This is a genomic window from Lysobacter xanthus, assembly GCF_047159895.1.
On the sequence record NZ_BAAGAB020000004.1, the window covers coordinates 23,618 to 45,309 of the forward strand.

The following is a 21,692-nucleotide window of genomic DNA, read 5'->3' on the forward strand; positions in this document are numbered from 1 at the left end:
TGCCGCGTCCGCCCGACCATGTCGCCTTCGCCCGTCCCGCCCGTCCCGCCCGCCCGCACCGCACCGCACCGGCCGCTCGACTGGCGCGTCCGCGTGGCCGGCGTCGGCACGTACCTGCCGCGGCGCCGGGTCGACAGCGCGGAGATCGAGGCGCGCGCCGGGCTTCCGCCGGGCTGGGCGCTGGCCCATAGCGGGGTCGCCACGCGCCATTGGGCCGACGCGGAGGAGCGCGCGACGTGGATGGGCGCACGGGCCGCGCTGCAGGCCTGCGAAGATGCCGGCGTCGATCCCGCCACGCTCGACCTCATCCTCAACGCGTCCGGCTCCGTCGAACGCGCGATTCCCGACGGCGGGCCGCTGCTGCAGCACGAGATGGGGCTCGGCACGTCCGGCATCGCGAGCCTGTCGGTCCACGCCACCTGCCTGAGCTTCCTCGCCGCGGTGGAGGTCGCCGCCGAGCGCATCCACCATGGGCGTATCGATCGAGCGCTGGTCGTGAGCAGCGAGGTGGCCTCCGGCGCGCTCGACTTCACGTCGCCCGAGGTCTGCACGCTGTTCGGCGACGGCGCCGCGGCCTGGGTGCTGGAGCGGGCGGGGGAAGACGACACGGGCCGCGTGCACGCGGTCGGCTGGATCACCGAGGGCGCGCACCACGACCTCACCACCGTCCGCGGCTGCGGCACCTACCGTCATCCGCACGGCCCCGACACCGAGCATCGCGACGCCCTGTTCCAGATGCGCGGCAGCGCGACGTTGCGCCGCGCGAGCCGGCTCGTCGCGCCGTTACTCGCGAAGGTGGGGCTCGGCGCCGCGGACGCGCGCGACGCCGTCCGCTGGATCGCGCCGCACCAGACCAGTCGCGCGGGCATGGGCTTCGCCCGCGCGATGGGTTTCGACCGCGCGCACGTGGTCGACATCCTCGAAGGCACCGGCAACTGCATCGCGGCGTCCATTCCACTCGCGTTCGCGCACGGCGTGCGCGACGGCGCCATCCGCCGCGGCGAACGCGGCATGCTCGTCGGCACCGGCGCCGGCCTGTCGGCCGCGGCGATCGTGATGACGTACTGATGGCCGCGCATGCGCCGCGCATCGTGGTGACGGGCGCGACCGGTTTCCTGGGCGGCGCGGTCGCGCGACGGCTGCGCTGCACGCGGCCCCAGTGGCGGGTGGTCGGACTCGGGCGGGACGATGCGCGCGGCGCCGCGCTCGTGGCCGACGGCGTGGGCTTCGTGCACCTGGACCTCACCGACGCAGCCGGCGTGCGCGAGGCGATCGAGGGCGCGGACGCCGTCGTCCACGCGGCCGCGCTGTCGAGCCCGTGGGGGCCGCGACGCGCCTTCGTCGAAGCGAACGTGCATGCCACCGAGCACGTCGCGCGCGCCTGCGCCGAGGCCGGCGTGCGGCGCCTCGTGCACGTCTCCACGCCCGGCATCTACCACGACGGCCTGCCGCATCGCGGCATCCGCGAATCCGACCCGCTCCCGGCGCACGCCGTGAACCATTACGCGGCGACCAAGCGCGAGGCGGAGCGGCGCGTGCTCGACCTCACCGCCGGCACCGAGACGTGCGCGCTGCTGCTGCGTCCGCGCGCGATCTTCGGCCCCGGCGATACGTCGCTGCTGCCGCGCATCGCCGACGCGCTGCGACGCGGGCGCCTGCCGCGCCTCGGCGACGGCACCTGCACGGTCGACCTCACCTACATCGACAACGCCGTCGACGCAGTTCTCGACGCGCTCGATGCGCCCGCCACGCTGCACGGCCGGGCCTACAACGTCAGCAACGGTGAACCCGTGCGCATCTGGTCGGTCATCGACGGCCTGGCCGACGCACTCGGCTGCGCGCGTCCGAAACGGCGGCTGCCCGCCGGCGCGGCGCGGTTCGTCGCGACCGCGCTGGAGTCGGCCCACCGCATCGCCGCGCCCACGGTCGAGCCCGCGCTGCTGCGCTACGGCGTCGAGTTGCTGACGGTCGACATGACGCTCGACATCGCCCGTGCGCGGGCCGAGCTCGGCTACGTGCCGCGCATCGACATGCGCACCGCGCTGGCGCGCACGTTCGCTGCGCTCGCCGCGCCCCACGCCGCATGACCACCCGCATCCGGCTCGGCGTTTCCGGGCACAGCCACGTCGATCCGCGCCTGGCGGGTCTCCCACACGACGCGCCCGGGCGCGAGGCCTTTCCCGCGGGCTGGGCGCTGATCGAGCATCCGCGGCACGGGCGCCTCCTGTTCGACTGCGGCTACGGTCGGCCTGCACGCGACGCGATGCGTCGCGGCCTGCGTCGCGTCTATCGCCATGTGCTGGGTGCCTGCTGTCCCGAGGCGGGGGATGCGGCGACCCTGCTGGAGGCCTGCGGCATCGTGCCCGGCACGATCGACTGGATCGTCGTCAGTCATTTCCATCCCGACCACGTCGGCGCGCTGCGCGAGTTTCCGAACGCGCGCTTCGTCGCCGATGCGCGTGCCTGGGGCACGGTGCGTCGCGGCCCGCTCGCGCGCCTGCATGCGCAGGTCTGGCGCGAGTTGCTGCCCGACGACATGCCGGCGCGGCTGCGCCTGCTCGGCCCGGTCGATCGGCGACTACTCGAGGGTGACCTGGCGTCGCTCGGCCACGGCGTCGACCTGTTCGGCGACGGCGAAGTCGTCACGATCGACCTGCCGGGCCATGCCGACGGCCAGCTCGGGCTGGCGCTCCGCCACGGGGACGAGCGCGTCCTGCTAGTGGCCGATGCATTCTGGAAGGACGCGCAGCTCGACGCGCCGCTGCCGCTGTCGTGGCTGGCGCGGCGCCTTGCGACGCACGCGCCCATCGCGTACGAGGCCACGCTCGATCGGCTGCGCCAGTTCCGCGGCGAGTCGCCGAAAGCCTGGATCATTCCCTCGCACTGCAACCGCACGCTCGCCGCGTGGCGGTCGCGCCATCCGGACGACGTTCTCGAGGCGCGCGGCTGACCGTGGGCCGGGCGCTCAGGCCGGGACGGCTTCGTCCTGCAGCACGACGCGGCCGCGTAGCGAGTTCGTCATCGCCTCGGTGATCACGACGTCCACGAACTGGCCGACCAGGCGCCGCGGCCCGGCGAAGTTCACCGAGCGCATGTTTTCCGTCTTGCCGGTGAGCTCGTTCGGGTCCTTGCGCGACGGGCCTTCCACGAGGATGCGCTGCACGCTGCCGACCATGGAATCCGAGATGCGCCGCGCGTTGTCGTTGATCGTCGCCTGCAGGCGCGACAGCCGCGCGTGCTTCGCCTCGCTGGTCACGTCGTCCTCGAGGTTCGAGGCGGGCGTGCCGGGGCGGCGCGAATAGATGAAGGAGAACGACTGGTCGAAGCCGACGTCCTCGATCAGCTTCATGGTCTTCTCGAAGTCGGCATCCGTCTCGCCCGGGAACCCGACGATGAAATCGGAGGAGATCGAGATGTCCGGTCGCACCGCGCGCAGCTTGCGGATCTTCTGCTTGAACTCGAGCGCCGTGTAGCCGCGCTTCATGGCCGTCAGGATGCGGTCGGAGCCGGACTGCACCGGCAGGTGCAGGTAGTTCGCGAGCTGCGGCACGTCGCGGTAGGCCTCCACCAGCGAGTCGGAGAACTCGAGCGGGTGCGACGTCGTGAAGCGGATGCGGTCGATGCCCTCGATGGCCGCGATCGTCCGGATCAGCAGCCCCAGGTCGGCGACCTCGCCGTCGCCGTACGGCCCCCGGTAGGCATTGACGTTCTGGCCGAGCAGGTTGATCTCGCGAACGCCCTGGGCGGCGAGCTGCGCGACCTCCACCAGCACGTCCTCGAACGGGCGGCTGACTTCCTCGCCGCGGGTGTAGGGCACCACGCAGAACGAGCAGTACTTCGAGCAGCCTTCCATGATCGAGACGAACGCGCTCGGGCCCTCGGCACGCGGGGCGGGGAGGCGGTCGAACTTCTCGATCTCGGGGAAGGAGATGTCGACTTGCGGCTTGCCGGACTCGCGCCGCGCCTCGATCAGCTCGGGCAGGCGGTGGAGGGTCTGGGGCCCGAAGACGAGGTCGACGAACGGCGCGCGCTTGACGATCGCCTCGCCCTCCTGGCTTGCCACGCAGCCCCCGACGCCGATCAGGACCGGCTTCCCGCCCTGCTTGAGGGCCCGCCAGCGGCCGAGCTGGCTGAAGACCTTCTCCTGGGCCTTCTCGCGGATGGAGCAGGTGTTGACCAGGATGACGTCGGCCTCGGACGCGTCGCGGGTGAGCTCGAGACCCTCCGCAGCGCCGAGAACGTCGGCCATCTTCGCCGAGTCGTACTCGTTCATCTGGCAACCGTGGGTCTCGATGAAGAGCTTGCCGCGCGGCGCGGGCGGGGCGTCCGCGGCCGGATCGGCAACGGGAGGCGACAGGTCGGTCATGGGATTCCGGGGAAGGGCGGCGGTTAGTCCGGGCCGGCCGCTCTAGTCTACCGCGGCGCAACAGGCCCGGTGACCGCGTCCGCAGATCAACAATGTGAGTTGGATCAAGGGCTTGTGAAAGTTCCGCAATCCGGGAATGATGGTCCCATGAAGACGCGCACCGCACTGCTGCTTCTTTCCGGCCTGCTCGCGGCCGGTCCCGCCTTCGCCGGCACCGTCTACCGGTGCGATGTCGATGGCGTGCGCAGCTATGCCAGCAAGCGCGTCGCCGGGGCGCAGTGCACCGTGCTCGGCCGCTTCACCGCCGCCCGCGGTGCGCGACATCGCGCGTCCGCGCCGCCGGTCGCGCAAGGCGCCGTGACGCCCGTCAATTTCGTCGCCGGTTCGCCGGCCGCGGCGTCGCTGCCCGCCGTCGAGGCACCCGCACCGGCTGCGCCCGCCTCGGGCGGCCCGCGCCTCGTGCGCGGCCAGATCTACTCCTACATGCAGGACGGTGTCCGGCATTACTCGAGCCGACGCCCCACCGGCGTCGCCGTCGCGAGCGCCGTCCGCACGATCCGCTACAGCTACATGGAGACGTGCTTCGCCTGCGGCGCGCAGCCGGGCGTCAACTTCTCCAAGCTCCGCCTGCGGCAGGACGCCTACCGCAGCGAGATCGCCTCGGCCGCCGCGCAGTTCGGCGTCGAGGAATCCATCGTCCGCGCGATCATCCACGCCGAGTCGTCCTACAACCCGAACGCGCTTTCGCGCGTCGGCGCACAGGGCCTGATGCAGCTGATGCCCGCCACGGCGCGCCGCTTCGGCGTCTCGAACGCCTTCGATCCCGCGCAGAACATCCGTGGCGGCGTGCAGTACCTGGCGTTCCTGCTCAAGCGCTTCAATGGCGACGTCCGCCTCGCGGCCGCCGGCTACAACGCGGGCGAGGGCGCGGTCGACAAGTACCGCGGGATCCCGCCGTACAACGAGACCCAGCGCTACGTCCAGCGCGTCGCGCTGCTCGCCGACCGCTACCGGTCCTCGACCGTCCTGCGCTGAGCCCGGGCCCGTCGGGGCCCTCCGAACGCCAACGCGTTCAAGCTCCCGGGTTTCCGGCGTCCTGGCGGATTGTCGGCTCGTTCACCGTTCCGTTACACTTCCGCGTCTTTATCGGGCGCCCGGCTTCCGCCGTCGGCGGCCCACGTCGAAATCAGTTTTCGGAGTGCCGGATGGCCAACGAAGGGGTTCACGAGCCCATCAACGAGCCGGTCAACCTCGGCCGCCGTCGGTTCCTCACCGCGACGACCGCCGTCGTCGGCGCGGTCGGGGCCGGCTTCGCCGCGGTGCCGTTCATCAAGTCCTGGAATCCGAGCGCGCGGGCCAAGCTCGCCGGCGCGCCGATCACCGCGGACATCAGCGCACTGCCGATGGGCCAGCGCCTGATCGTCGAATGGCGCGGCCAGCCGATCTGGATCGTGCGTCGCTCGCAGGACATCCTGAAGGCGCTGCCGACCCTGGACGGCCGCCTGCGCGATCCCAAGTCGCAGAACCCGGACCAGCAGCCGAAGTACGTGCTGAAGGGCAACCCGGAATTCCGCGCGATCAAGCCGGAGATCTCCGTGCTCGTCGGCCTCTGCACGCACCTGGGCTGCTCGCCGGAGATGAAGGCGGAGATCCGCCCGGAGCCGTTCGATCCGGAATGGAAGGGCGGCTACTTCTGCCCCTGCCACAAGTCGCGCTTCGACATGTCGGGCCGCGTCTTCGAGGGCGTCCCCGCCCCGACCAACCTCGCCGTGCCGCCGCACCACTACGAAGGCGACAACACCATCGTGATCGGCGTCGATCCGCAGGGAGCCGCCTGACATGGCCATGAGCAACGACCAGAAGTCGGCCCCGAACAACATCGCCAAGGGCCTCATCACCGGTCTGACCAACTGGTTCAACGACCGCGCGCCGAATGCGGGCGTGGCGTACAAGAAGCACATGTCGGAGTACTTCGCGCCGAAGAACTTCAACATCTGGTACTACTTCGGCTCGCTCGCGATGCTGGTGCTGGTCAACCAGATCGTCACCGGCATCTTCCTCACGATGCACTTCAAGACCGACGCCGCACAGGCGTTCGCGTCGGTCGAGTACATCATGCGCGACGTCGAGTGGGGCTGGCTGATCCGGTACATGCACAGCACCGGCGCCTCGCTGTTCTTCATCGTCGTCTACCTGCACATGTGGCGCGGCCTGATGTACGGCTCGTACCGCAAGCCGCGCGAGCTCGTGTGGCTGCTCGGCATGGTGATCTACCTGGTGCTGATGGCCGAAGCCTTCATGGGCTACGTGCTGCCGTGGGGCCAGATGTCGTTCTGGGGCGCGAAGGTCATCATTTCGCTCTTCGGCGCGATCCCGGTCATCGGCAATGGCCTGACCGAATGGATCATGGGCGACTACCTGCCGTCCGACGCGACGCTGAACCGCTTCTTCGCGCTGCACGTGATCGCGCTGCCGATGGTGCTCCTCCTGCTGGTCGTGCTGCACCTGGGCGCCCTGCACGAGGTCGGCTCGAACAACCCCGACGGCATCGACATCAAGTACGGCCCGAAGGGCAACCGCTGGTCGCCGATCGCGCCGAAGGACGGCATCCCGTTCCACCCGTACTACACGGTCAAGGATCTGGTGGGCGTCGGCTTCTTCCTGATGCTCGCGGCCTTCATCATCTTCTTCGAGCCCACCGTCGGCGGCCTGTTCCTGGAGCACGACAACTTCAACGAGGCCAACCGCCTCGTGACGCCGTCGCACATCAAGCCCACGTGGTACTTCACGCCTTACTACGCGATGCTCCGCGTGGTGCCGAACAAGCTCGGCGGCGTGATGGTGATGTTCGGTGCGATCGTCATGCTGTTCCTGGTGCCGTGGCTCGACAAGGGCCGCGTGCGCTCGATCCGCTACCGCGGCCTGCTGGCGAAGGTGATGCTCGGGCTGTTCGCGTTCACCTTCATCTGGCTCGGAAAGATCGGCTCCGGCCCCGGCACGGACATCAACGAGACCTACCTCGGCCGCGCGCTGACGTTCTTCTACTTCATGTTCTTCATCACGATGCCGCTGTGGACCAAGTTCGACCGGACCAAGCCGGTGCCCGAGCGGGTGACGATGCATGACTAAGCCGTCCGTTCCGACCACCCGCCTCCAGCCTGCCGGATCCATGAAGATGCGAGTTCTGCGATCGCTTGCGACGCTCGTTGTCGGCTTCGCCGTGTCGATGCCGCTCTGGGCCGCCGAAGAAGGCCCCGCGCTGCAGCAGGCGGGCACCGACATCGCGGACCGCGCCTCCCTGCAGCGTGGCGCCCAGCTGTTCATGAACTACTGCTCGGGCTGCCACTCGCTGAAGTACCTGCGCTATTCGCGCATGGCCGAGGACCTCGGCCTGAGCGAGGACGAAGTCCAGGCGAACCTCAACTTCACCGGCGCGAAGGTCGGCGAGCACATCGAGGCGAGCATGCCGGAGCAGTCCAAGGACTGGTTCGGCAAGCAGCCGCCGGACCTGTCGCTGATCAGCCGCGTTCGCCAGCCGGACTGGGTCTACACGTACCTCAAGTCCTTCTACCTGGACGAGTCGCGTCCGGTGGGCTGGAACAACACGGTCTTCCCGAACGTCTCCATGCCGAACCCGCTGTGGCAGCTGCAGGGCCTGCAGCACGCCGAGTTCGGCAAGCCGAACGCGGCGGGCGAGCGCCCGGTGCTCGGCCTCAAGATCACGCAGCCCGGAACGCTCGACGCCCAGGGCTTCGACCGCGCCGCGCGCGACATCACTGCATTTCTCGAGTACGCCGGCGAGCCTGCCGCCCTCAAGCGCCAGTCCATGGGCGTCTGGGTGGTGCTGTTCCTGGCCCTGCTCACGTTCCTCGCCTGGTTGTTGAAGAAGGAATACTGGCGCGACGTCGAGCACTGACCGCGCACGCGGCGCCCGGGGACATGGGGCGCCGCATCGTCGCGGCTCGGGACCGTTGGCGACCGCCCGCACGGGGTGGGCGGCGCCCTGCGGCCGGCGGTTTCCGGTCGATCGAGGTCGACGATGGCGGCGAGTCCAAGAATGCGTAATACCCTGACCCTGTTTTCCTCCACCGACTGCGTCCTCTGCCATCGCGTGCGCCTCGTGCTCGCGGCCAAGGGCGTCACGTACGACCTGATCCCCGTCGATCCACAGAATCCTCCCGAGGATCTGGTCGACCTCAATCCGTACCAGTCGGTGCCGACGCTGGTCGAGCGGGACCTCGTGCTCTACGCCGCGAGCGTGGTGAGCGAATACCTCGACGAGCGCTATCCGCACCCGCCCCTGATGCCGGTCGACCCGCTGTCGCGCGCGCGGCTGCGGCTCGCGATGCTGCGCCTTGAGCACGACTGGGTGCCGCAGGTGCAGGCCATCCAGCTGGGCAACAAGGCCCAGGCGGAGGCCGGTCGCAAGCGCCTGAAGGAACTGCTCACGGCCTCGGTGCCGCTGTTCAAGGCGAGCAAGTTCTTCCTGAATCCGGAGATGAGCCTCGCCGACTGCGCGATGGCCCCGATCATCTGGCGCCTGCCGGCGTTGGGCGTGCCGCTGCCGAAGGACGGCAAGGTGATCGAGGACTACGGCAACCGCATCTTCCGCAACCCGGGCTTCGCCCGCAGCCTCACCGAGCAGGAGCGAAAGCTCCGCGACATGCCGGCCTGACGGCCTGACGGCGCGATCGTGATCCGACGAAACCCGCCGCCCGGCGGGTTTCTTTTTTGCGTCCGGTCGCCGCGGCGGGCGACGGGGCCTCGCTTACACTGGCGACCATGACGGACGAATTCGAGATGACCAGCCACCGCCCGTACCTGCTGCGGGCGTTGTACGAGTGGATCGCGGACAACGGGCTGACGCCGCACCTGCTCGTCGACGCGACGCGCCCCGCCGTGCAGGTGCCGCGCCATGCGGTAAAGGACGGACGCATCGTGCTGAACGTCGCGCAGCGCGCGGTTGCGGGATTGGAGATGACGAACGAGCTCATCCGGTTCAACGCGCGGTTCGGTGGCGTGAGCCACGCCGTCTCCGTTCCGGTGAGCGCCGTGCTGGCGATCTACGCGCGTGAGAACGGGCAGGGCATGGCGCTGCCGCCGGAGTCGGACGACGACGAGTCGGCGACGGCCATGCCGATCGAGGACGACGGCGGTCCGTCGCTGGAACTCGTGCAGGACGGGGACGGCGGCGACGCACGACCCGATCCGGGCGACGACGAACCGCCGAGCCCGCCGCGCCGCGGGCACCTGCGCATCGTCAAGTAAGGGCCGGCGGCTTTAGTCGATCAGGTGCCGCGCGGCGGGAAGGCGATCGGCTCGGGCGTGGGCGGGCCGGCAAAGCTCACCAGGCGATCGCCACGCAGCACCATCCGGCCATGGTGGCGATCGGCGCCGTCGAGCGAATAGTCGAAACGGAAGGTCCGTTCCCAGCCGAGCCGTCCGCCGTCGAGGCGACACGGTCGCAGCGCGATTACATGAACGGATTCATCTAGCCACTGCACGCGCGCGATGCGGCAGGCGTCGCGCCCGAGGTCGCGCGCGCGCTCGGCCGCCGCGCGTCCGGCGTTCCAAAAGGCCACCGCCGCAGCTGCGACGATCATCAACACGATCACGGTCGGCATTTTGTTACTGTGGCCGCTTCGGACGGCGGCGGCAAGCCGACGCCACGGAACGACAGGGGACGATCGATGAAGCTGGTATTTCCAGGTGGGGAACATCCGCAGGTGGTGTTGCAGCCGGGCGTGAACAGCATCGGCTCGGCGCCGGATGCCAACATCGTGCTCGACCGCCCCGGCGTGCAACCCCGTCACTGCCAGCTGCACGTCACCGCGAACGGCGTGATGCTCGACGTGCCCGCCGAGGCGGCGGTCACGGTGAACGGTTCGCCGGTGCGCGGCCTGATCGCGCTTCGCGACGGCGACCGTGTCTCGTTCGACCGCTTCGAGGCGCGCCTGACCGGCATGGAGAATCTCGCCGCCGGTCGCGAGGCGCGCGCGGCGGCGCCCGCCAACGACGAACTGTTCGCGACCACGGTGCGCCCGGCGTTGTCGAAGTTCGTGCTGCGCGGCATGACCGGCCAGCTCTTCGGCCGCAGTTTTCCGCTCGCCGGCATGGCGTCCGTGGGCCGCGCGCCGGAGTCGACGCTGCGTCTCGACGAGAACGGCATCTCGCGTGCGCATGCGCGGCTGGTGCCCACCGAGACCTGCATCCAGATCGAGGACCTGGGCTCGACCAACGGCACGTTCCTCAACGGCAAGCGCATCCTTCGCGGCGAAGCGCGGACGGGCGATGAGATCGGCTTCGACACGCTGCGCTTTCGCGTGCTGTCGACCGTGCCGTCCGAAGACGCCGATGCCGTCGAACCGCCGACGGGCATGGACCGCCGCTTGGTCTGGGGCCTCGTGGTCGGCGTCGCACTGCTCGCCGCCGCGATCCTCGTCGCGATCTGAGGCGCGCTCAGCCCGGCCGGCGGCCGAGCTTGAGCGAGAGGTCGATCGCGCGCACGTGCTTGGTCAGTGCGCCGATCGAGATGCAGTCGACGCCGTCCTCGGCGATCGCGCGGATGGTCGAAAGATCCACGCCGCCCGACACCTCCAGCGGAATGCGACCGGCGGCGATGCGCACGGCCTCGCGGCGCATCGGCGCGTCGAAATCGTCGATGAGGATGCGGTCGCACGCGCTGTCGAGCGCTTCGGCCAGCTGCTCGAGCGTCTCCACCTCCACGATGACCGGTACGCCCGGGAACCGCATGCGTGCGGCCTGCACGGCGCCGCCGATCGAGCCGGCCGCGCGGATGTGGTTCTCCTTGAGCATCACGGCGTCGTAGAGGCCCATGCGGTGATTCGTCCCGCCGCCGACGCGCACGGCGTATTTCTGCGCCAGGCGAAGGCCCGGGATCGTCTTGCGCGTGTCGAGAATGCGCGCCCGGGTGCCGGCGACCGCGTCGACATAGGCCGCGGTGACCGTCGCGGTCGCCGAGAGCGTCTGCATGAAATTCAGCGAGGCGCGCTCGGCCGAAACGAGCGCGCGCGCACGAGCCCGGAGCGTCGCGAGAAGCGTGCCCGCCGCGACGCGCGCGCCTTCGGCCACGTGCCAGTCGATCCGCACGGCGGGGTCGAGCGCGAGGTGGCAGCGGTCGAACCACGGGCGCCCGCAGACCATCGCATCCTCCTTGCACAACAGGTAAGCCGTGTCGGCGACGTCGGGTAGCAGGGCGGCCGTGACGTCGCCGCTGCCGAGGTCCTCGTCGAGCGCGCGGCGCACGTCCGCGTCGACCGCGTCGCCGGGCGGCGGTGCCCAGCCCCCGCTCATGCGCCCGCGAGCCCGGCCGCGACGAGGTCGATCGAGTCGTCGGCGATCAGCACCGGGATACCGTCGTCCACGCGGTAGGCGATGCGGCCGTCGGCGGTGACGAGCGCGGCATCCAGCGGCGCGGCCTGGGCGATGCCATCCACCCGATGGACGGTGCCTCCGGGAATCGCGGCATTGAGCTGGCCCAGGACGCGGGCGTCCAGCGGGCGCAGCGGCTGGCGGGTGGCCGGGCAGGCCAGCAGGTCGAGCAGCTTGCGGTCCATGTCGGGGTTCGGCGTGCGGGCCGATTAGAATACGTCTTTGCCCCGGAACCGGACGTATGGCCGCCGTGCAACCGTTGATCGGCATCGTGATGGGCTCGCGCTCCGACTGGGAGACGATGCAGAACGCCGCTTCGAAGCTCGAGGAGCTCGGCGTGCCGCACGAGGTGCGGGTCGTCTCCGCGCATCGCACGCCGGACGTGCTGTTCGACTACGCGGCCACCGCGCGCGATCGCGGACTCCGCGCGATCATCGCGGGCGCCGGTGGCGCGGCGCACCTGCCCGGCATGCTGGCCGCGAAGACCGCCGTCCCGGTGCTCGGCGTGCCGGTGCAGTCCAAGGCGCTCAACGGCATGGATTCGCTGCTGTCGATCGTGCAGATGCCGGCCGGCATTCCCGTCGCGACCTTCGCCATCGGCAATGCTGGCGCATCGAATGCCGCGCTGTTCGCCGCCGCGATGCTGGCGGCCGAGTTCCCCGACATCGCCACGCGCCTCGATGCCTTCCGCGAGCGGCAGGCGGCGGACGTCATGCGCAACGACGACCCGCGCCGATGACCACTGTCGGGATCCTCGGGGGCGGGCAGCTGGCCCGCATGCTCGCGCTCTCGGGCGCGCCGCTGGGCCTGCGCTTCCTGGTGATGGACAACGTCGCCGACGCCTGCGCCGGGCAGTTCGCGCCGATGGTGGTGGGCGACTACCGCGACGAGGCCGCGCTCGCCGAATTCGCTTCGCGTGTCGACGTCGCCACGTTCGATTTCGAGAACGTACCGGCGGAGTCCGCGCGCTGGCTCGCCGAGCGTGTCGACGTCTTCCCGAGCCCGCGCGCGCTGGCGATCGCGCAGGACCGCCTGGCCGAGAAGACGCGGTTCGTCGAACTCGGCATCCCGGTGCCGCCGTTCGCGGCGGTCGACACCTTGGACGGCCTGCGCGAGGCGGTCGCGTCGATCGGCACGCCCTGCATCCTCAAGACCCGCCGGCTCGGTTACGACGGCAAGGGCCAGTTCCGCATCCGCAGCGCCGATGACGTCGCCGCCGCGTGGGATGCGCTCGGCGCGCAGGCGCCGAAGGTCGGCCTGATCCTCGAAGGCTTCGTGCATTTCGATCGCGAACTGTCGGTCGTCGCCGTGCGCGGCCGCGACGGCGAATTCCGCGCCTGGCCGCTCACCGAGAACTGGCACGTCGACGGCGTGCTGTCCGCGAGCCTCGCGCCCGCGCAGGCCGACGCGCAGACGCAGGCGCGCGCGACGGACTATGCGCGCCGCCTCGCCGATGCGCTCGACTACGTCGGCGTGTTCGCGCTCGAGCTCTTCCATCGCGACGGCGAACTGCTCGCCAACGAGCTCGCCCCGCGCGTCCACAACTCGGGCCACTGGACCATCGAGGGCAGCGAGACCTCGCAGTTCCAGAACCATCTGCGCGCGGTGCTCGGCATGCCGCTGGGCGACACGCGCCTCGTCGGCCGCAGCTGCATGCTCAACTGGATCGGCGCGATGCCCGACGCCGCGGCCGTGCTGGACGAGCCGGGCGGGCATTGGCACGACTACGGCAAGGAGTCGCGCGACGGGCGCAAGGTCGGCCACGCCACGCTGCGCGCCGACGATGCGGCGTCGCTGGCGGAGGCGCTGGTCCGCGTCGGCGCACGGCTGGAGCGCGCGGCGCAGGTCGAACCCGTCGTCGCGAGGCTCGGCGAGCGATAGACGTCCGCCTCAGGCCGCGGGCGTCGGGGTGCCGGCGCCGACCGCGCGCATCCGTACGAGCAGGCCGATGCCCTGCGCGAGATAGAAGGTGACGACGGTGGCGCCGATCGCCAGCGTGAGCGGGCTCGCAGCCGGCACGCCGGCGAAACTTCCCGATGTGAAACGCCACGCCAGTCGCCCCACCAGCAGGCCGGTCAGCGCCGCGCCGATCCACGGATTGGGCGTGTAGCCGGCTTGGCCGTCGCGCACGTCGATCTTCATGAGGCGCAGCGACACGAACGCGAGGACGGCGCCGGCCGCCATGCCGACCGCGATCGTCCAGTTCTGCGACGGCTTGAGCACGCCGAGGACGGCGAGCGCAACGAAGGCGATCGCCAGCAGCGCGCTGCGCACCATCGTGCGTTTCGGACGCCACGGCTGCCGTCCGAAATGGCTGCGCACGCGCCGGTAGACGGCGAAGGCGATCCCGGCCGATGCGAGATAGGGCATGTAGCCGGGCAGTGCGGTCACGACCATCGTTGTCTCCCCCTGTTGAAGGCGAGCCTAGCGCAGGCCGCGGGTCGCGCAAACGGAAACGGCCGGGTCGCCCCGGCCGTCGGATCGATCCGCGGTGCAGCGGATCACTTCATGTTCGACGCCACGAAGTCCCAGTTGACGAGGTTCCAGAACGCCTCGACGAACTTCGGCCGCGCATTGCGGTAATCGATGTAGTACGCGTGTTCCCAGACGTCGCAGGTGAGCAGCGGGGTGTCGTCGCCGACGATTGGCGTGTTCGCGTTCGACGTGCTCACCAGCGCCAGCGAGCCGTCCGGGCGCTGCACCAGCCAGCCCCAGCCCGAGCCGAACGTGCCGATGCAGGTCTTGGCGAACTCGTCCTTGAACGTGGCGAAGTCGCCGAAGGCGAGGTTGATCGCGTCCATCAGCTTGCCGGTCGGCTCGCCGCCGCCGTTGGGCTTCATGCAGTTCCAGAAGAACGTGTGGTTCCAGACCTGCGCGACGTTGTTGAACAGCGGGCCCTGCGCGCGGCGGATGATGTCCACCAGCGGCATGTCGGCGTACTCGGTGCCCTCGATCATCTTGTTGGCGTTGTCGACGTACGCCTTGTGGTGCTTGCCGTAGTGGAAGTCGAGCGTCTCGGCGGACATGTGCGGCTCGAGCGCGGCGCGGTCGTAGGGCAGGGGAGGCAGTTCGATGGCCATGCGGCAACTCCGGGTGGGGGCGGGAGGCGTACAATTTTGCATTCTATCCCCACGCCACCGCGGCGATCCGTCGCGGCGGTGCAATGCACAGGAGCCGGCCATGACGATCATGGAGCGCATCCAGGCGGACATCGACCGCCACCCCGTCGTCCTCTTCATGAAGGGCACGCCGCAGTTCCCGATGTGCGGCTTCTCGAGCCGCACGGTGCAGGCGCTGAGGGCGGCGGGCGCGACGACGCTCCACACGGTCAACGTGCTGGAGGACCCGGAGGTCCGCGCCAACCTGCCGCGCCTGTCCAACTGGCCGACGTTTCCGCAGCTCTTCATCAATGGCGAGCTGATCGGCGGCTGCGACATTACGCTCGAATTGCTGGAGTCGGGTGAGCTCGCGCGCATCGTCGGCGAGACGCAGGGCCCGTGAGCACGACGGCTCCGCGCGCGCTCGACGGGCGCGTCGTCCTGGTCACCGGCGCCCACGGCGGGTTCGGCTCGGCCGTCGCACTGGCCTCCGCCGAGGCGGGCGCCACCGTGGTGCTGCTCGGCCACAAGGTGCCCAAGCTCAACCGCATCTACGACCGCATCGTCGCGGCGGGCGGGGCGGCGGCGCTCTATCCGCTCGACCTCGAAGGTGCGTCGCCGGACGATTACGCGCAGCTCGCCGAGCGTCTCGAGTCGGGCTTCGGCCGCCTCGACGGGCTGGTGCACTGCGCGGCGGAGTTCCGCGGCCTGACGCCGGTCGCCCATGCGGACCCGGCCGACTTCGCGCGATCGGTCCACGTCGGTCTGACCGCCCCGTGGTGGCTCACGCAGGCCGTGTTGCCGCTGATGGCCAAGGGCGACGATGCCTCGATCGTCTTCACCGTCGACTCGCCGGACCGCGTCGGCGCGGGCTACTGGGGCGGCTACGGGGTCGCCGCATTCGGCCTGCAGGGCGTGGTCCGCATCCTCCACGACGAGCTGGCCAACGGGCCCGTGCGCGTGGCCGGCCTGGCCCCCGGCGCGATGCGCACCGCGCTGCGCTCGCGCGCCTGGGTGGAGGAGACCGATCGGCAGGCGCTGGACCCCTCGGCCTACGCACCGGCCGCGGTCGAGCTGCTGGGGCCGGGTGGCCGGGCGCATCGCGGCACCGTTTGGGCCCCCACCGCGACGGCCGCGCCATGACCATCGCCTCCGCCGCGCTGCTGCTGTTCCTCATCCTGGACCCGCTCGGGAACATTCCGGTGTTCCTGAGCCTCCTGCGCACGCTGCCGCCTCGGCGCCAGCGCGTCGTCCTCGCCCGCGAGCTGATCATCGCGCTCGGCGTGCTGGCGGCCTTCCTCTGGGGCGGCAAGTACGCGCTCGAGCTGATGCACCTGCGGCAGGAATCGGTCTCCATCGCGGGCGGCATCATCCTGTTCCTGATCGGCATCCGGATGATCTTTCCGCCGCCGGAAGGCCTGATGGGCGAGCTCCCCGACGGCGAGCCCTTCATCGTGCCGATGGCGATCCCGCTGATCGCCGGGCCGTCGGGCATGGCCGCCGTCATGCTCATGGGCAGCAACGAGCCCGGTCGCCTGAACGACTGGAGCATCGCGCTCCTGATCGCCTGGGCGGCCACCGCGGCGATCCTGTTCTCGGCCACCGTGCTGTACCGCTTCCTCGGCAAGCGGGTGCTGACCGCCATCGAGCGGCTGATGGGCATGCTGCTGGTGGCGATTTCCGTCCAGATGTTCATGGACGGGCTGTCGACCTACCTGCGCTGAAGGCTTCAGCCGTTCGTCGGTGCGATGGGCGGGAAAATTTTCACGAGGCTGTCATCCATCCGCACCAGCATGTTAATCTGATGTTAACCACGGCGGGGCGGGGAGCCCCGTCGTGCCTTTCCGTTTGCAGTGACCGTCCATCGAGGCCCTTCGTATGACCCACTCCAGCCGCCTGCGGCTGTCCAAGCTGACGCTTGGCCTGTTCACCGCCCTCGCCGCCGCCAACGCGTTCGCGCAGAACACGTCCGCCGGTGTCAGCGGCGTCGTCACCGACGCCGGTGGCAAGCCGGTCTCCGGTGCCGAAGTCACCATCGTGCACACGGAGTCGGGCACGGTCAGTCGCGTCACCACGGACGGTGAAGGTCGCTACTCCGCGCGCGGCCTGCGCGTCGGCGGCCCGTACCGCATCACCACGAGCTCGGGCGAGACGCGCGACAACGTCTACCTGACCCTCGACAAGGTCAACCAGGTCGACATCTCGAAGGACGCCGGCCCGGCCACCCTCGACACGGTCCGCATCGTCGGTGCCCGCGCGCTGGTGTTCAGCCCGGACCGCATGGGTGCCGGCACCGACATCACCGCGCAGCAGCTGCAGTCGCTGCCGTCGCTGCAGCGCAACCTGCAGGACTACGCGCGCCTCGACCCGCGCCTGTCGCAGACCGACAAGGAGCGCGGCGAGATCTCCGCCGGTGGCCAGAACACGCGCTTCAACTCCGTCACCATCGACGGCGTGACGATCTCCGACACGTTCGGCCTCGAAGCGAACAACCTGCCGACCCTGAAGCAGCCGATCTCGATCGACGCGATCCAGTCGGTGCAGGTCAACATCTCGAACTACGACGTCAGCCAGAAGGGCTACACCGGCGCGAACATCAACGCGGTGACGAAGTCGGGCACCAACGACTTCCACGGCTCGCTGCACTACGTCTTCCGTAACGACTCGCTCGCCGGCGACCGTTACAACCGCACCACCAATTCGTACTTCGCGCCGCCGTCCTTCGAAGAGACCACCAAGGGCATGACCTTCGGCGGGCCGCTGATCCAGGACCGCCTGTTCTTCTTCACCTCCTATGAGGACCTGAAGAGCACGCGCGGTGGCCCGGACTTCGGCCCGCTCGGCAGCAGCCGCACGAATGCCGCGATCACCGACACCGCGATCGCCGGCGCGACCAGCATCGCCAAGACGACCTACAACGTCGATGTCGGCGGCGTGGATCCCGAGGGCGACCCCGAGCTGCGCGTCAAGGACAAGCTGGTCAAGCTCGACTGGAACATCAACGACAACCACCGCGCGAGCCTGCGCTGGAGCAAGACCGAGCAGGCCGAGCCGCTGTTCCCGGACAGCTTCAACAACCTGATCTCGCTGAGCTCGCACTGGTACACCCAGGAAAAGACGATCGAGACGTGGGTCGGCCAGCTGTTCTCCGACTGGTCGGACACCTTTAGCACCGAGTTCAAGGCCTCGTACCGTGACTACGCGAGCACGCCGAACAACAACTCGCGTCTGCCGTCCACGCGCCTGAACTTCACCGGCGCGCTGCCGGCGGGTTCGCCGACGGTCTCGTCGACCTCGGCCGGCCTGATCTTCGGCACTGAGCGCAGCCGTCACTTCAACGACCTCGCCACCAAGACGTGGAACTACTACGCCGGTGCGACGTGGTACGCCGGTGACCACACGGTCAAGTTCGGTGCCGACTACGACGACAACACCGTCTACAACGCGTTCCTGCAGGACACGTTCGGCAACTACACGTTCGCCTGCATCAACACGACCGCGACCTTCAACTACCAGTTCAACGGTGGCGCGGCGCTGACCTGCAACACGGCGACCCGTACGCAGGTCGAAGCGGCGGTGCTCGAGAACTTCCGTCGCGGCCGTCCGCAGAGCTACCAGATCCAGGTCCCGGCCCCGGGCTACACGATCGACCAGGGCGCGGCGAACTGGGACTACCAGAACATCGGCCTGTTCGCGCAGGACACGTGGCAGGTGACGCAGAACCTGTCGCTGATGATGGGTATCCGCGTCGACCAGAAGCGCATGGACACGGCGCCTCTGTACAACGCCGCCGCCGCCGCCGCCGCGGTGCCGGGCGCGCTCACCGGCTCGACCACCCCGCAGAACGGCACGACGGTGCGCGCGACCGGCGGCTTCGGCTACCGCAACGACGTGACCCTGGACGGCCGCTCGCTGGTGCAGCCGCGCTTCGGCTTCAACTACACGTTCGAGTCCGAGCGTCCCATGCAGCTCCGCGGCGGCTTCGGCCTGTTCGAGGGCGCGGCTGCCAACGTCTGGCTGTCCAACCCGTACTCGAACACCGGCCTCGCCACGCGCATCATCGGCTGCGGCATCACCGGCTTCGCGAGCTGCCCGGGCACCGACGGCCTGTACAGCGCCGACCCGAACAACCAGGTCACGAGCTTCACGGGCTCGACGCCGGCGGCCAACGTCGACTTCCTGTCGCCGAAGCTTCGCCAGCCGTCGGTCTGGAAGGCGAACCTCGCGTTCGAGCACGAGCTGCCGTGGGCTGGCCTGATCTTCTCGGCCGAGTACATCCACACCGCGGTCAAGGACGGCATCTACTACCGTCACCTCAACCTCGGCGAGCCGACCCGCGTCGGCGCCGACGGCCGCAACCTGTACTACGCGCCGTACCGCTACAACACCGCCTGCTTCAACAACAACGGCTCGGTGATCACGAACGGCGCGTGCGCGACGCCGACCGGCCAGACGGCCACGCGCGCGCTCAGCAACGCTTCGTTCGCGAACGCGCTGCTCGCCGAGCGCACCGGCAAGGGCGGCGGCGACAACCTGTCGCTCAGCCTCAGCGGCAAGGCGTTCCAGGACTTCACCTGGTCGATCGGCTATTCGTACACGCAGGCCACGGAAGTCAGCCCGCTGACGTCCTCGGTCGCGAACTCGAACTGGAACTCGGTCGCGGTGTACAACTCGAACGAGGAAGTCGAGGCGAATTCGGCCTACCTCGTGAAGGATCGCTTCGTCGGCCAGCTGAACTACGAGCACGCGTTCTTCGGCAACAACAAGACGCGGGTCGGCCTGTTCTATGAAGGCCGCAAGGGCAAGCCGTACAGCTGGATCTACAACAACGACCTCAACGGCGACGGCGTCACGAACGACCTGATGTACATCCCGAACGTCAACGACAACAACGTCGTGTTCCGGGACGTCAACGCGAACGGCTCGTCGGCCGACGAGCAGGCGCTGTTCTTCAGCATCGTCAATGCCGATCCGAGCCTGCGTCGCTACATGGGCCGCGTCGTCGAGCGCAACTCGGCGTTCGCGCCGTGGACCAACACGTTCGACCTGCGCATCAGCCAGGAATTCCCGGGCTTCTTCGACAAGAACAAGTTCACGGTGACCCTGGACGTGCTCAACGTCGGCAACCTGCTCAACAAGAAGTGGGGCCGCATCGACGAGGTGGCGTTCCAGTCGCAGGGTGGCCTGGCGCGCAGCTTCGTGAACTACATGGGCCTCGACGCGCAGGGTCGCTACATCTACGGCGTCAATGGCGAGATCGAGGACTACGTGACCCGCCAGGCCCGCGGCGAGTCGCAGTGGGCGGCGCAGCTGACCGTCCAGTACAAGTTCTGATCCTGCTCCATCGCGACACGGAAACGGCCGGGCTTGCCCGGCCGTTTTCTTTTGTGGGGCGGCCTGCGCTAGAGTCCCGGGGCTCAGACGACGAAGAATCCGCGGAATGAATGCAGTCAGCGACATCGCACCCGGCACCACCCTCCCGACCGTCGACGCGCGCGTGTACCCGCGCAACGGTCTCGACATCCTCTCCCGCGTGGAAGTGGCGCGCCTGCGCGACGCCTCCTCGGGCGGCATGCACGAACTGCTGCGCCGCTGCGCGCTCGCCGTGCTGACCAGCGGCAGCACCAGCGACGACCCGCGCGCCGCGCGTGAGCTCTATCCGCAGTTCGACATCCAGGTCCAGCAACAGGACCGTGGCGTCCGTATCGACCTGATGAACGCTCCGGCCATGGCGTTCGTGGACGGCGAGCTGATCCACGGCGTCGCCGAGCTGCTGGCGGCCGTCGTGCGCGACCTCGCGTTCACCGACATCGAGCTCGGCGCGCAGTGCAATCGCAGCCTCGACAGCAGCGACGGCATCACCGACGCCGTCTTCAGCCTGCTGCGCAATGCGCGCGTGCTCCAGCCGGGCGACCCGAACCTGGTGGTCTGCTGGGGCGGCCATTCGATCAATCGCGACGAATACCTCTACACCAAGCAGGTCGGCTACGAGCTCGGCCTGCGCGGCATCGACATCTGCACCGGCTGCGGCCCGGGCGCCATGAAGGGACCGATGAAGGGCGCGACGATCGCGCACGCCAAGCAGCGTCGACGCCGCATGCGCTACATCGGCATCACCGAGCCGGGCATCATCGCCGCCGAGTCGCCGAACCCGATCGTCAACCACCTGGTGATCATGCCGGACATCGAGAAGCGCCTCGAGGCGTTCGTCCGCATGGCCCACGGCATCATCGTGTTCCCGGGCGGCGTGGGCACGGCGGAGGAGATCCTGTACCTGCTCGGCATCCTGCTGCGCGAGGAAAACCAGGGCCTGCCGTTCCCGCTCATCCTCACGGGCCCGACCGCGTCGGCGCCTTACTTCGAGCAGATCGACCGTTTCCTCCGCCTCACCCTGGGCGAGGCGGCGACGTCGCGCTACGAAATCGTCGTCGGCGATCCCGCCGAGGTCGCGCGCCGCATGTCGAAGGGCCTGAAGCGCGTCCGCGAGAACCGCATCGCGCACCGCGACTCGTTCTTCTTCAACTGGTCGATCGACATCCCGCTGGCGTTCCAGCAGCCGTTCGTGCCGACGCACGAGGCGATGGCCGCGCTCGACCTGCACCACGGCCGTCGGCCGCACGAACTGGCCGCGGACCTGCGACGCGCGTTCTCGGGCATCGTCGCGGGCAACGTGAAGGAAGACGGCATCCGCCGCGTCGAGGAGTTCGGTCCGTTCGAGATCCACGGCGACGAGGACATCATGCAGGCGCTGGATGCGCTGCTCCGCGCGTTCGTGCAGCAGCACCGCATGAAGATCGCGGGCGACTACCGGCCCTGCTACCGCGTCGTGACCTGAG

General features: G+C 69.4%; 23 protein-coding genes. 17 read left to right on the forward strand and 6 right to left on the reverse strand.

Annotated features, from left to right (window positions below):
* Nucleotides 1-18: 18 nt before the first annotated feature.
* Genes ACY35P_RS02665 through ACY35P_RS02675 form a run of 3 tightly spaced genes read left to right on the forward strand, consistent with a single transcriptional unit; the run spans nt 19 to nt 2,950 of the window.
* Nucleotides 19-1,068 (forward strand): 3-oxoacyl-[acyl-carrier-protein] synthase III C-terminal domain-containing protein, encoded by a 1,050-nt coding sequence (locus ACY35P_RS02665; protein ID WP_462114282.1) that lies wholly within the window; start codon nt 19-21, stop codon nt 1,066-1,068.
* Nucleotides 1,068-2,087: an NAD-dependent epimerase/dehydratase family protein gene (locus tag ACY35P_RS02670; RefSeq protein WP_462114283.1), complete on the forward strand. Its 1,020-nt coding sequence runs from the start codon at nt 1,068-1,070 to the stop codon at nt 2,085-2,087. Before ACY35P_RS02665 ends, ACY35P_RS02670 begins: the two co-directional genes overlap by 1 nt.
* Nucleotides 2,084-2,950 (forward strand): MBL fold metallo-hydrolase, encoded by an 867-nt coding sequence (locus tag ACY35P_RS02675; protein ID WP_462114284.1) that lies wholly within the window; start codon nt 2,084-2,086, stop codon nt 2,948-2,950. Before ACY35P_RS02670 ends, ACY35P_RS02675 begins: the two co-directional genes overlap by 4 nt.
* Nucleotides 2,951-2,965: 15 nt before the next feature.
* Here ACY35P_RS02675 and miaB read toward each other — a convergent pair whose 3' ends face one another.
* A complete protein-coding gene (gene miaB / locus ACY35P_RS02680) occupies nt 2,966-4,366 on the reverse strand; it encodes a tRNA (N6-isopentenyl adenosine(37)-C2)-methylthiotransferase MiaB (RefSeq protein ID WP_462114285.1) in 1,401 nt (466 codons plus the stop codon).
* 147 nt (nt 4,367-4,513) lie between these two features.
* Between miaB and ACY35P_RS02685 the strand changes: the two genes are divergently transcribed.
* From ACY35P_RS02685 to ACY35P_RS02710, 6 genes are all read left to right on the forward strand, one after another.
* The gene (locus ACY35P_RS02685) at nt 4,514-5,401 is read left to right on the forward strand and encodes a lytic transglycosylase domain-containing protein (protein ID WP_462114286.1); all 888 of its coding nucleotides are present in this window, start codon (nt 4,514-4,516) and stop codon (nt 5,399-5,401) included.
* Nucleotides 5,402-5,571: 170 nt separating this feature from the next.
* Nucleotides 5,572-6,204: a ubiquinol-cytochrome c reductase iron-sulfur subunit gene (gene petA, locus ACY35P_RS02690; protein WP_462114287.1), complete on the forward strand. Its 633-nt coding sequence runs from the start codon at nt 5,572-5,574 to the stop codon at nt 6,202-6,204.
* Nucleotide 6,205: 1 nt separating this feature from the next.
* Nucleotides 6,206-7,495 (forward strand): cytochrome b, encoded by a 1,290-nt coding sequence (locus tag ACY35P_RS02695; protein ID WP_462114288.1) that lies wholly within the window; start codon nt 6,206-6,208, stop codon nt 7,493-7,495.
* A 97-nt stretch (nt 7,496-7,592) separates the two neighbouring features.
* A complete protein-coding gene (locus ACY35P_RS02700) occupies nt 7,593-8,282 on the forward strand; it encodes a cytochrome c1 (protein ID WP_462114348.1) in 690 nt (229 codons plus the stop codon).
* 123 nt (nt 8,283-8,405) lie between these two features.
* On the forward strand, nt 8,406-9,041 hold the full coding sequence (locus ACY35P_RS02705) for a glutathione S-transferase N-terminal domain-containing protein (protein ID WP_462114289.1): 636 nt from the start codon (nt 8,406-8,408) through the stop codon (nt 9,039-9,041).
* Between the two features lie 107 nt (nt 9,042-9,148).
* Nucleotides 9,149-9,634, forward strand: a complete 486-nt coding sequence (locus ACY35P_RS02710; protein WP_462114290.1) for a ClpXP protease specificity-enhancing factor — start codon at nt 9,149-9,151, stop codon at nt 9,632-9,634.
* Between the two features lie 20 nt (nt 9,635-9,654).
* On the opposite strand, the gene ACY35P_RS02715 is transcribed toward ACY35P_RS02710, so the two are convergent.
* Entirely contained in the window at nt 9,655-9,990 is a 336-nt protein-coding gene (locus ACY35P_RS02715) for a DUF3301 domain-containing protein (RefSeq protein WP_462114349.1), read from the reverse strand.
* Nucleotides 9,991-10,056: 66 nt separating this feature from the next.
* Between ACY35P_RS02715 and ACY35P_RS02720 the strand changes: the two genes are divergently transcribed.
* Nucleotides 10,057-10,818, forward strand: a complete 762-nt coding sequence (locus ACY35P_RS02720; protein ID WP_462114291.1) for an FHA domain-containing protein — start codon at nt 10,057-10,059, stop codon at nt 10,816-10,818.
* 7 nt (nt 10,819-10,825) lie between these two features.
* On the opposite strand, the gene nadC is transcribed toward ACY35P_RS02720, so the two are convergent.
* Both nadC and ACY35P_RS02730 read right to left on the reverse strand, forming a co-directional pair.
* The gene (nadC, locus tag ACY35P_RS02725; RefSeq protein ID WP_462114292.1) at nt 10,826-11,680 is read right to left on the reverse strand and encodes a carboxylating nicotinate-nucleotide diphosphorylase; all 855 of its coding nucleotides are present in this window, start codon (nt 11,678-11,680) and stop codon (nt 10,826-10,828) included.
* Nucleotides 11,677-11,943, reverse strand: coding sequence for a Trm112 family protein (locus ACY35P_RS02730; RefSeq protein WP_462114293.1), 267 nt, complete (start codon nt 11,941-11,943; stop codon nt 11,677-11,679). Before ACY35P_RS02730 ends, nadC begins: the two co-directional genes overlap by 4 nt.
* A 56-nt stretch (nt 11,944-11,999) precedes the next feature.
* On the opposite strand from ACY35P_RS02730, the gene purE reads away from it, so the two are divergent.
* On the forward strand, nt 12,000-12,497 hold the full coding sequence (gene purE, locus ACY35P_RS02735; protein ID WP_462114294.1) for a 5-(carboxyamino)imidazole ribonucleotide mutase: 498 nt from the start codon (nt 12,000-12,002) through the stop codon (nt 12,495-12,497).
* The gene (locus tag ACY35P_RS02740) at nt 12,494-13,639 is read left to right on the forward strand and encodes a 5-(carboxyamino)imidazole ribonucleotide synthase (protein WP_462114295.1); all 1,146 of its coding nucleotides are present in this window, start codon (nt 12,494-12,496) and stop codon (nt 13,637-13,639) included. Before purE ends, ACY35P_RS02740 begins: the two co-directional genes overlap by 4 nt.
* 9 nt (nt 13,640-13,648) lie before the next feature.
* Here the strand turns inward: ACY35P_RS02740 and ACY35P_RS02745 are convergent, their stop codons facing one another.
* Complete coding sequence (locus tag ACY35P_RS02745; protein ID WP_462114296.1) at nt 13,649-14,155, reverse strand: hypothetical protein; 507 nt, start codon at nt 14,153-14,155, stop codon at nt 13,649-13,651.
* Nucleotides 14,156-14,259: 104 nt separating this feature from the next.
* Entirely contained in the window at nt 14,260-14,838 is a 579-nt protein-coding gene (locus tag ACY35P_RS02750; RefSeq protein WP_462114297.1) for a superoxide dismutase, read from the reverse strand.
* A 100-nt stretch (nt 14,839-14,938) separates the two neighbouring features.
* Between ACY35P_RS02750 and grxD the strand changes: the two genes are divergently transcribed.
* The 5 genes from grxD to ppnN all read left to right on the forward strand — a co-directional run bounded on the left by grxD (nt 14,939) and on the right by ppnN (nt 21,691).
* Nucleotides 14,939-15,259 (forward strand): Grx4 family monothiol glutaredoxin, encoded by a 321-nt coding sequence (gene grxD / locus ACY35P_RS02755; RefSeq protein ID WP_462114298.1) that lies wholly within the window; start codon nt 14,939-14,941, stop codon nt 15,257-15,259.
* Nucleotides 15,256-15,999, forward strand: a complete 744-nt coding sequence (locus ACY35P_RS02760; RefSeq protein ID WP_462114299.1) for an SDR family NAD(P)-dependent oxidoreductase — start codon at nt 15,256-15,258, stop codon at nt 15,997-15,999. Before grxD ends, ACY35P_RS02760 begins: the two co-directional genes overlap by 4 nt.
* The gene (locus tag ACY35P_RS02765; RefSeq protein WP_462114300.1) at nt 15,996-16,580 is read left to right on the forward strand and encodes a YhgN family NAAT transporter; all 585 of its coding nucleotides are present in this window, start codon (nt 15,996-15,998) and stop codon (nt 16,578-16,580) included. The genes ACY35P_RS02760 and ACY35P_RS02765 overlap by 4 nt, the downstream gene beginning before the upstream one ends.
* Nucleotides 16,581-16,734: 154 nt before the next feature.
* Entirely contained in the window at nt 16,735-20,190 is a 3,456-nt protein-coding gene (locus tag ACY35P_RS02770; protein ID WP_462114301.1) for a TonB-dependent receptor, read from the forward strand.
* 106 nt (nt 20,191-20,296) lie between these two features.
* Entirely contained in the window at nt 20,297-21,691 is a 1,395-nt protein-coding gene (ppnN, locus tag ACY35P_RS02775; protein ID WP_462114302.1) for a nucleotide 5'-monophosphate nucleosidase PpnN, read from the forward strand.
* Nucleotide 21,692: the final 1 nt, after the last annotated feature.

What these genes read in the sequence shown, in the direction of transcription:
- ACY35P_RS02685 (WP_462114286.1), top strand. Translation starts at nt 4,514, where the DNA reads ATGAAGACGCGCACCGCACTGCTGCTTCTTTCCGGCCTGCTCGCGGCC.
- ACY35P_RS02750 (WP_462114297.1), bottom strand. Translation starts at nt 14,838, where the DNA reads ATGGCCATCGAACTGCCTCCCCTGCCCTACGACCGCGCCGCGCTCGAG.
- ACY35P_RS02710 (WP_462114290.1), top strand. Translation starts at nt 9,149, where the DNA reads ATGACGGACGAATTCGAGATGACCAGCCACCGCCCGTACCTGCTGCGG.
- ACY35P_RS02765 (WP_462114300.1), top strand. Translation starts at nt 15,996, where the DNA reads ATGACCATCGCCTCCGCCGCGCTGCTGCTGTTCCTCATCCTGGACCCG.
- ACY35P_RS02695 (WP_462114288.1), top strand. Translation starts at nt 6,206, where the DNA reads ATGGCCATGAGCAACGACCAGAAGTCGGCCCCGAACAACATCGCCAAG.
- ACY35P_RS02740 (WP_462114295.1), top strand. Translation starts at nt 12,494, where the DNA reads ATGACCACTGTCGGGATCCTCGGGGGCGGGCAGCTGGCCCGCATGCTC.
- ACY35P_RS02665 (WP_462114282.1), top strand. Translation starts at nt 19, where the DNA reads ATGTCGCCTTCGCCCGTCCCGCCCGTCCCGCCCGCCCGCACCGCACCG.
- petA (WP_462114287.1), top strand. Translation starts at nt 5,572, where the DNA reads ATGGCCAACGAAGGGGTTCACGAGCCCATCAACGAGCCGGTCAACCTC.
- ACY35P_RS02770 (WP_462114301.1), top strand. Translation starts at nt 16,735, where the DNA reads ATGACCCACTCCAGCCGCCTGCGGCTGTCCAAGCTGACGCTTGGCCTG.
- ACY35P_RS02705 (WP_462114289.1), top strand. Translation starts at nt 8,406, where the DNA reads ATGGCGGCGAGTCCAAGAATGCGTAATACCCTGACCCTGTTTTCCTCC.
- ACY35P_RS02670 (WP_462114283.1), top strand. Translation starts at nt 1,068, where the DNA reads ATGGCCGCGCATGCGCCGCGCATCGTGGTGACGGGCGCGACCGGTTTC.
- ACY35P_RS02730 (WP_462114293.1), bottom strand. Translation starts at nt 11,943, where the DNA reads ATGGACCGCAAGCTGCTCGACCTGCTGGCCTGCCCGGCCACCCGCCAG.
- ACY35P_RS02715 (WP_462114349.1), bottom strand. Translation starts at nt 9,990, where the DNA reads ATGCCGACCGTGATCGTGTTGATGATCGTCGCAGCTGCGGCGGTGGCC.
- ACY35P_RS02700 (WP_462114348.1), top strand. Translation starts at nt 7,593, where the DNA reads ATGCCGCTCTGGGCCGCCGAAGAAGGCCCCGCGCTGCAGCAGGCGGGC.
- ACY35P_RS02675 (WP_462114284.1), top strand. Translation starts at nt 2,084, where the DNA reads ATGACCACCCGCATCCGGCTCGGCGTTTCCGGGCACAGCCACGTCGAT.
- ACY35P_RS02720 (WP_462114291.1), top strand. Translation starts at nt 10,057, where the DNA reads ATGAAGCTGGTATTTCCAGGTGGGGAACATCCGCAGGTGGTGTTGCAG.
- ppnN (WP_462114302.1), top strand. Translation starts at nt 20,297, where the DNA reads ATGAATGCAGTCAGCGACATCGCACCCGGCACCACCCTCCCGACCGTC.
- miaB (WP_462114285.1), bottom strand. Translation starts at nt 4,366, where the DNA reads ATGACCGACCTGTCGCCTCCCGTTGCCGATCCGGCCGCGGACGCCCCG.
- purE (WP_462114294.1), top strand. Translation starts at nt 12,000, where the DNA reads ATGGCCGCCGTGCAACCGTTGATCGGCATCGTGATGGGCTCGCGCTCC.
- ACY35P_RS02745 (WP_462114296.1), bottom strand. Translation starts at nt 14,155, where the DNA reads ATGGTCGTGACCGCACTGCCCGGCTACATGCCCTATCTCGCATCGGCC.
- grxD (WP_462114298.1), top strand. Translation starts at nt 14,939, where the DNA reads ATGACGATCATGGAGCGCATCCAGGCGGACATCGACCGCCACCCCGTC.
- nadC (WP_462114292.1), bottom strand. Translation starts at nt 11,680, where the DNA reads ATGAGCGGGGGCTGGGCACCGCCGCCCGGCGACGCGGTCGACGCGGAC.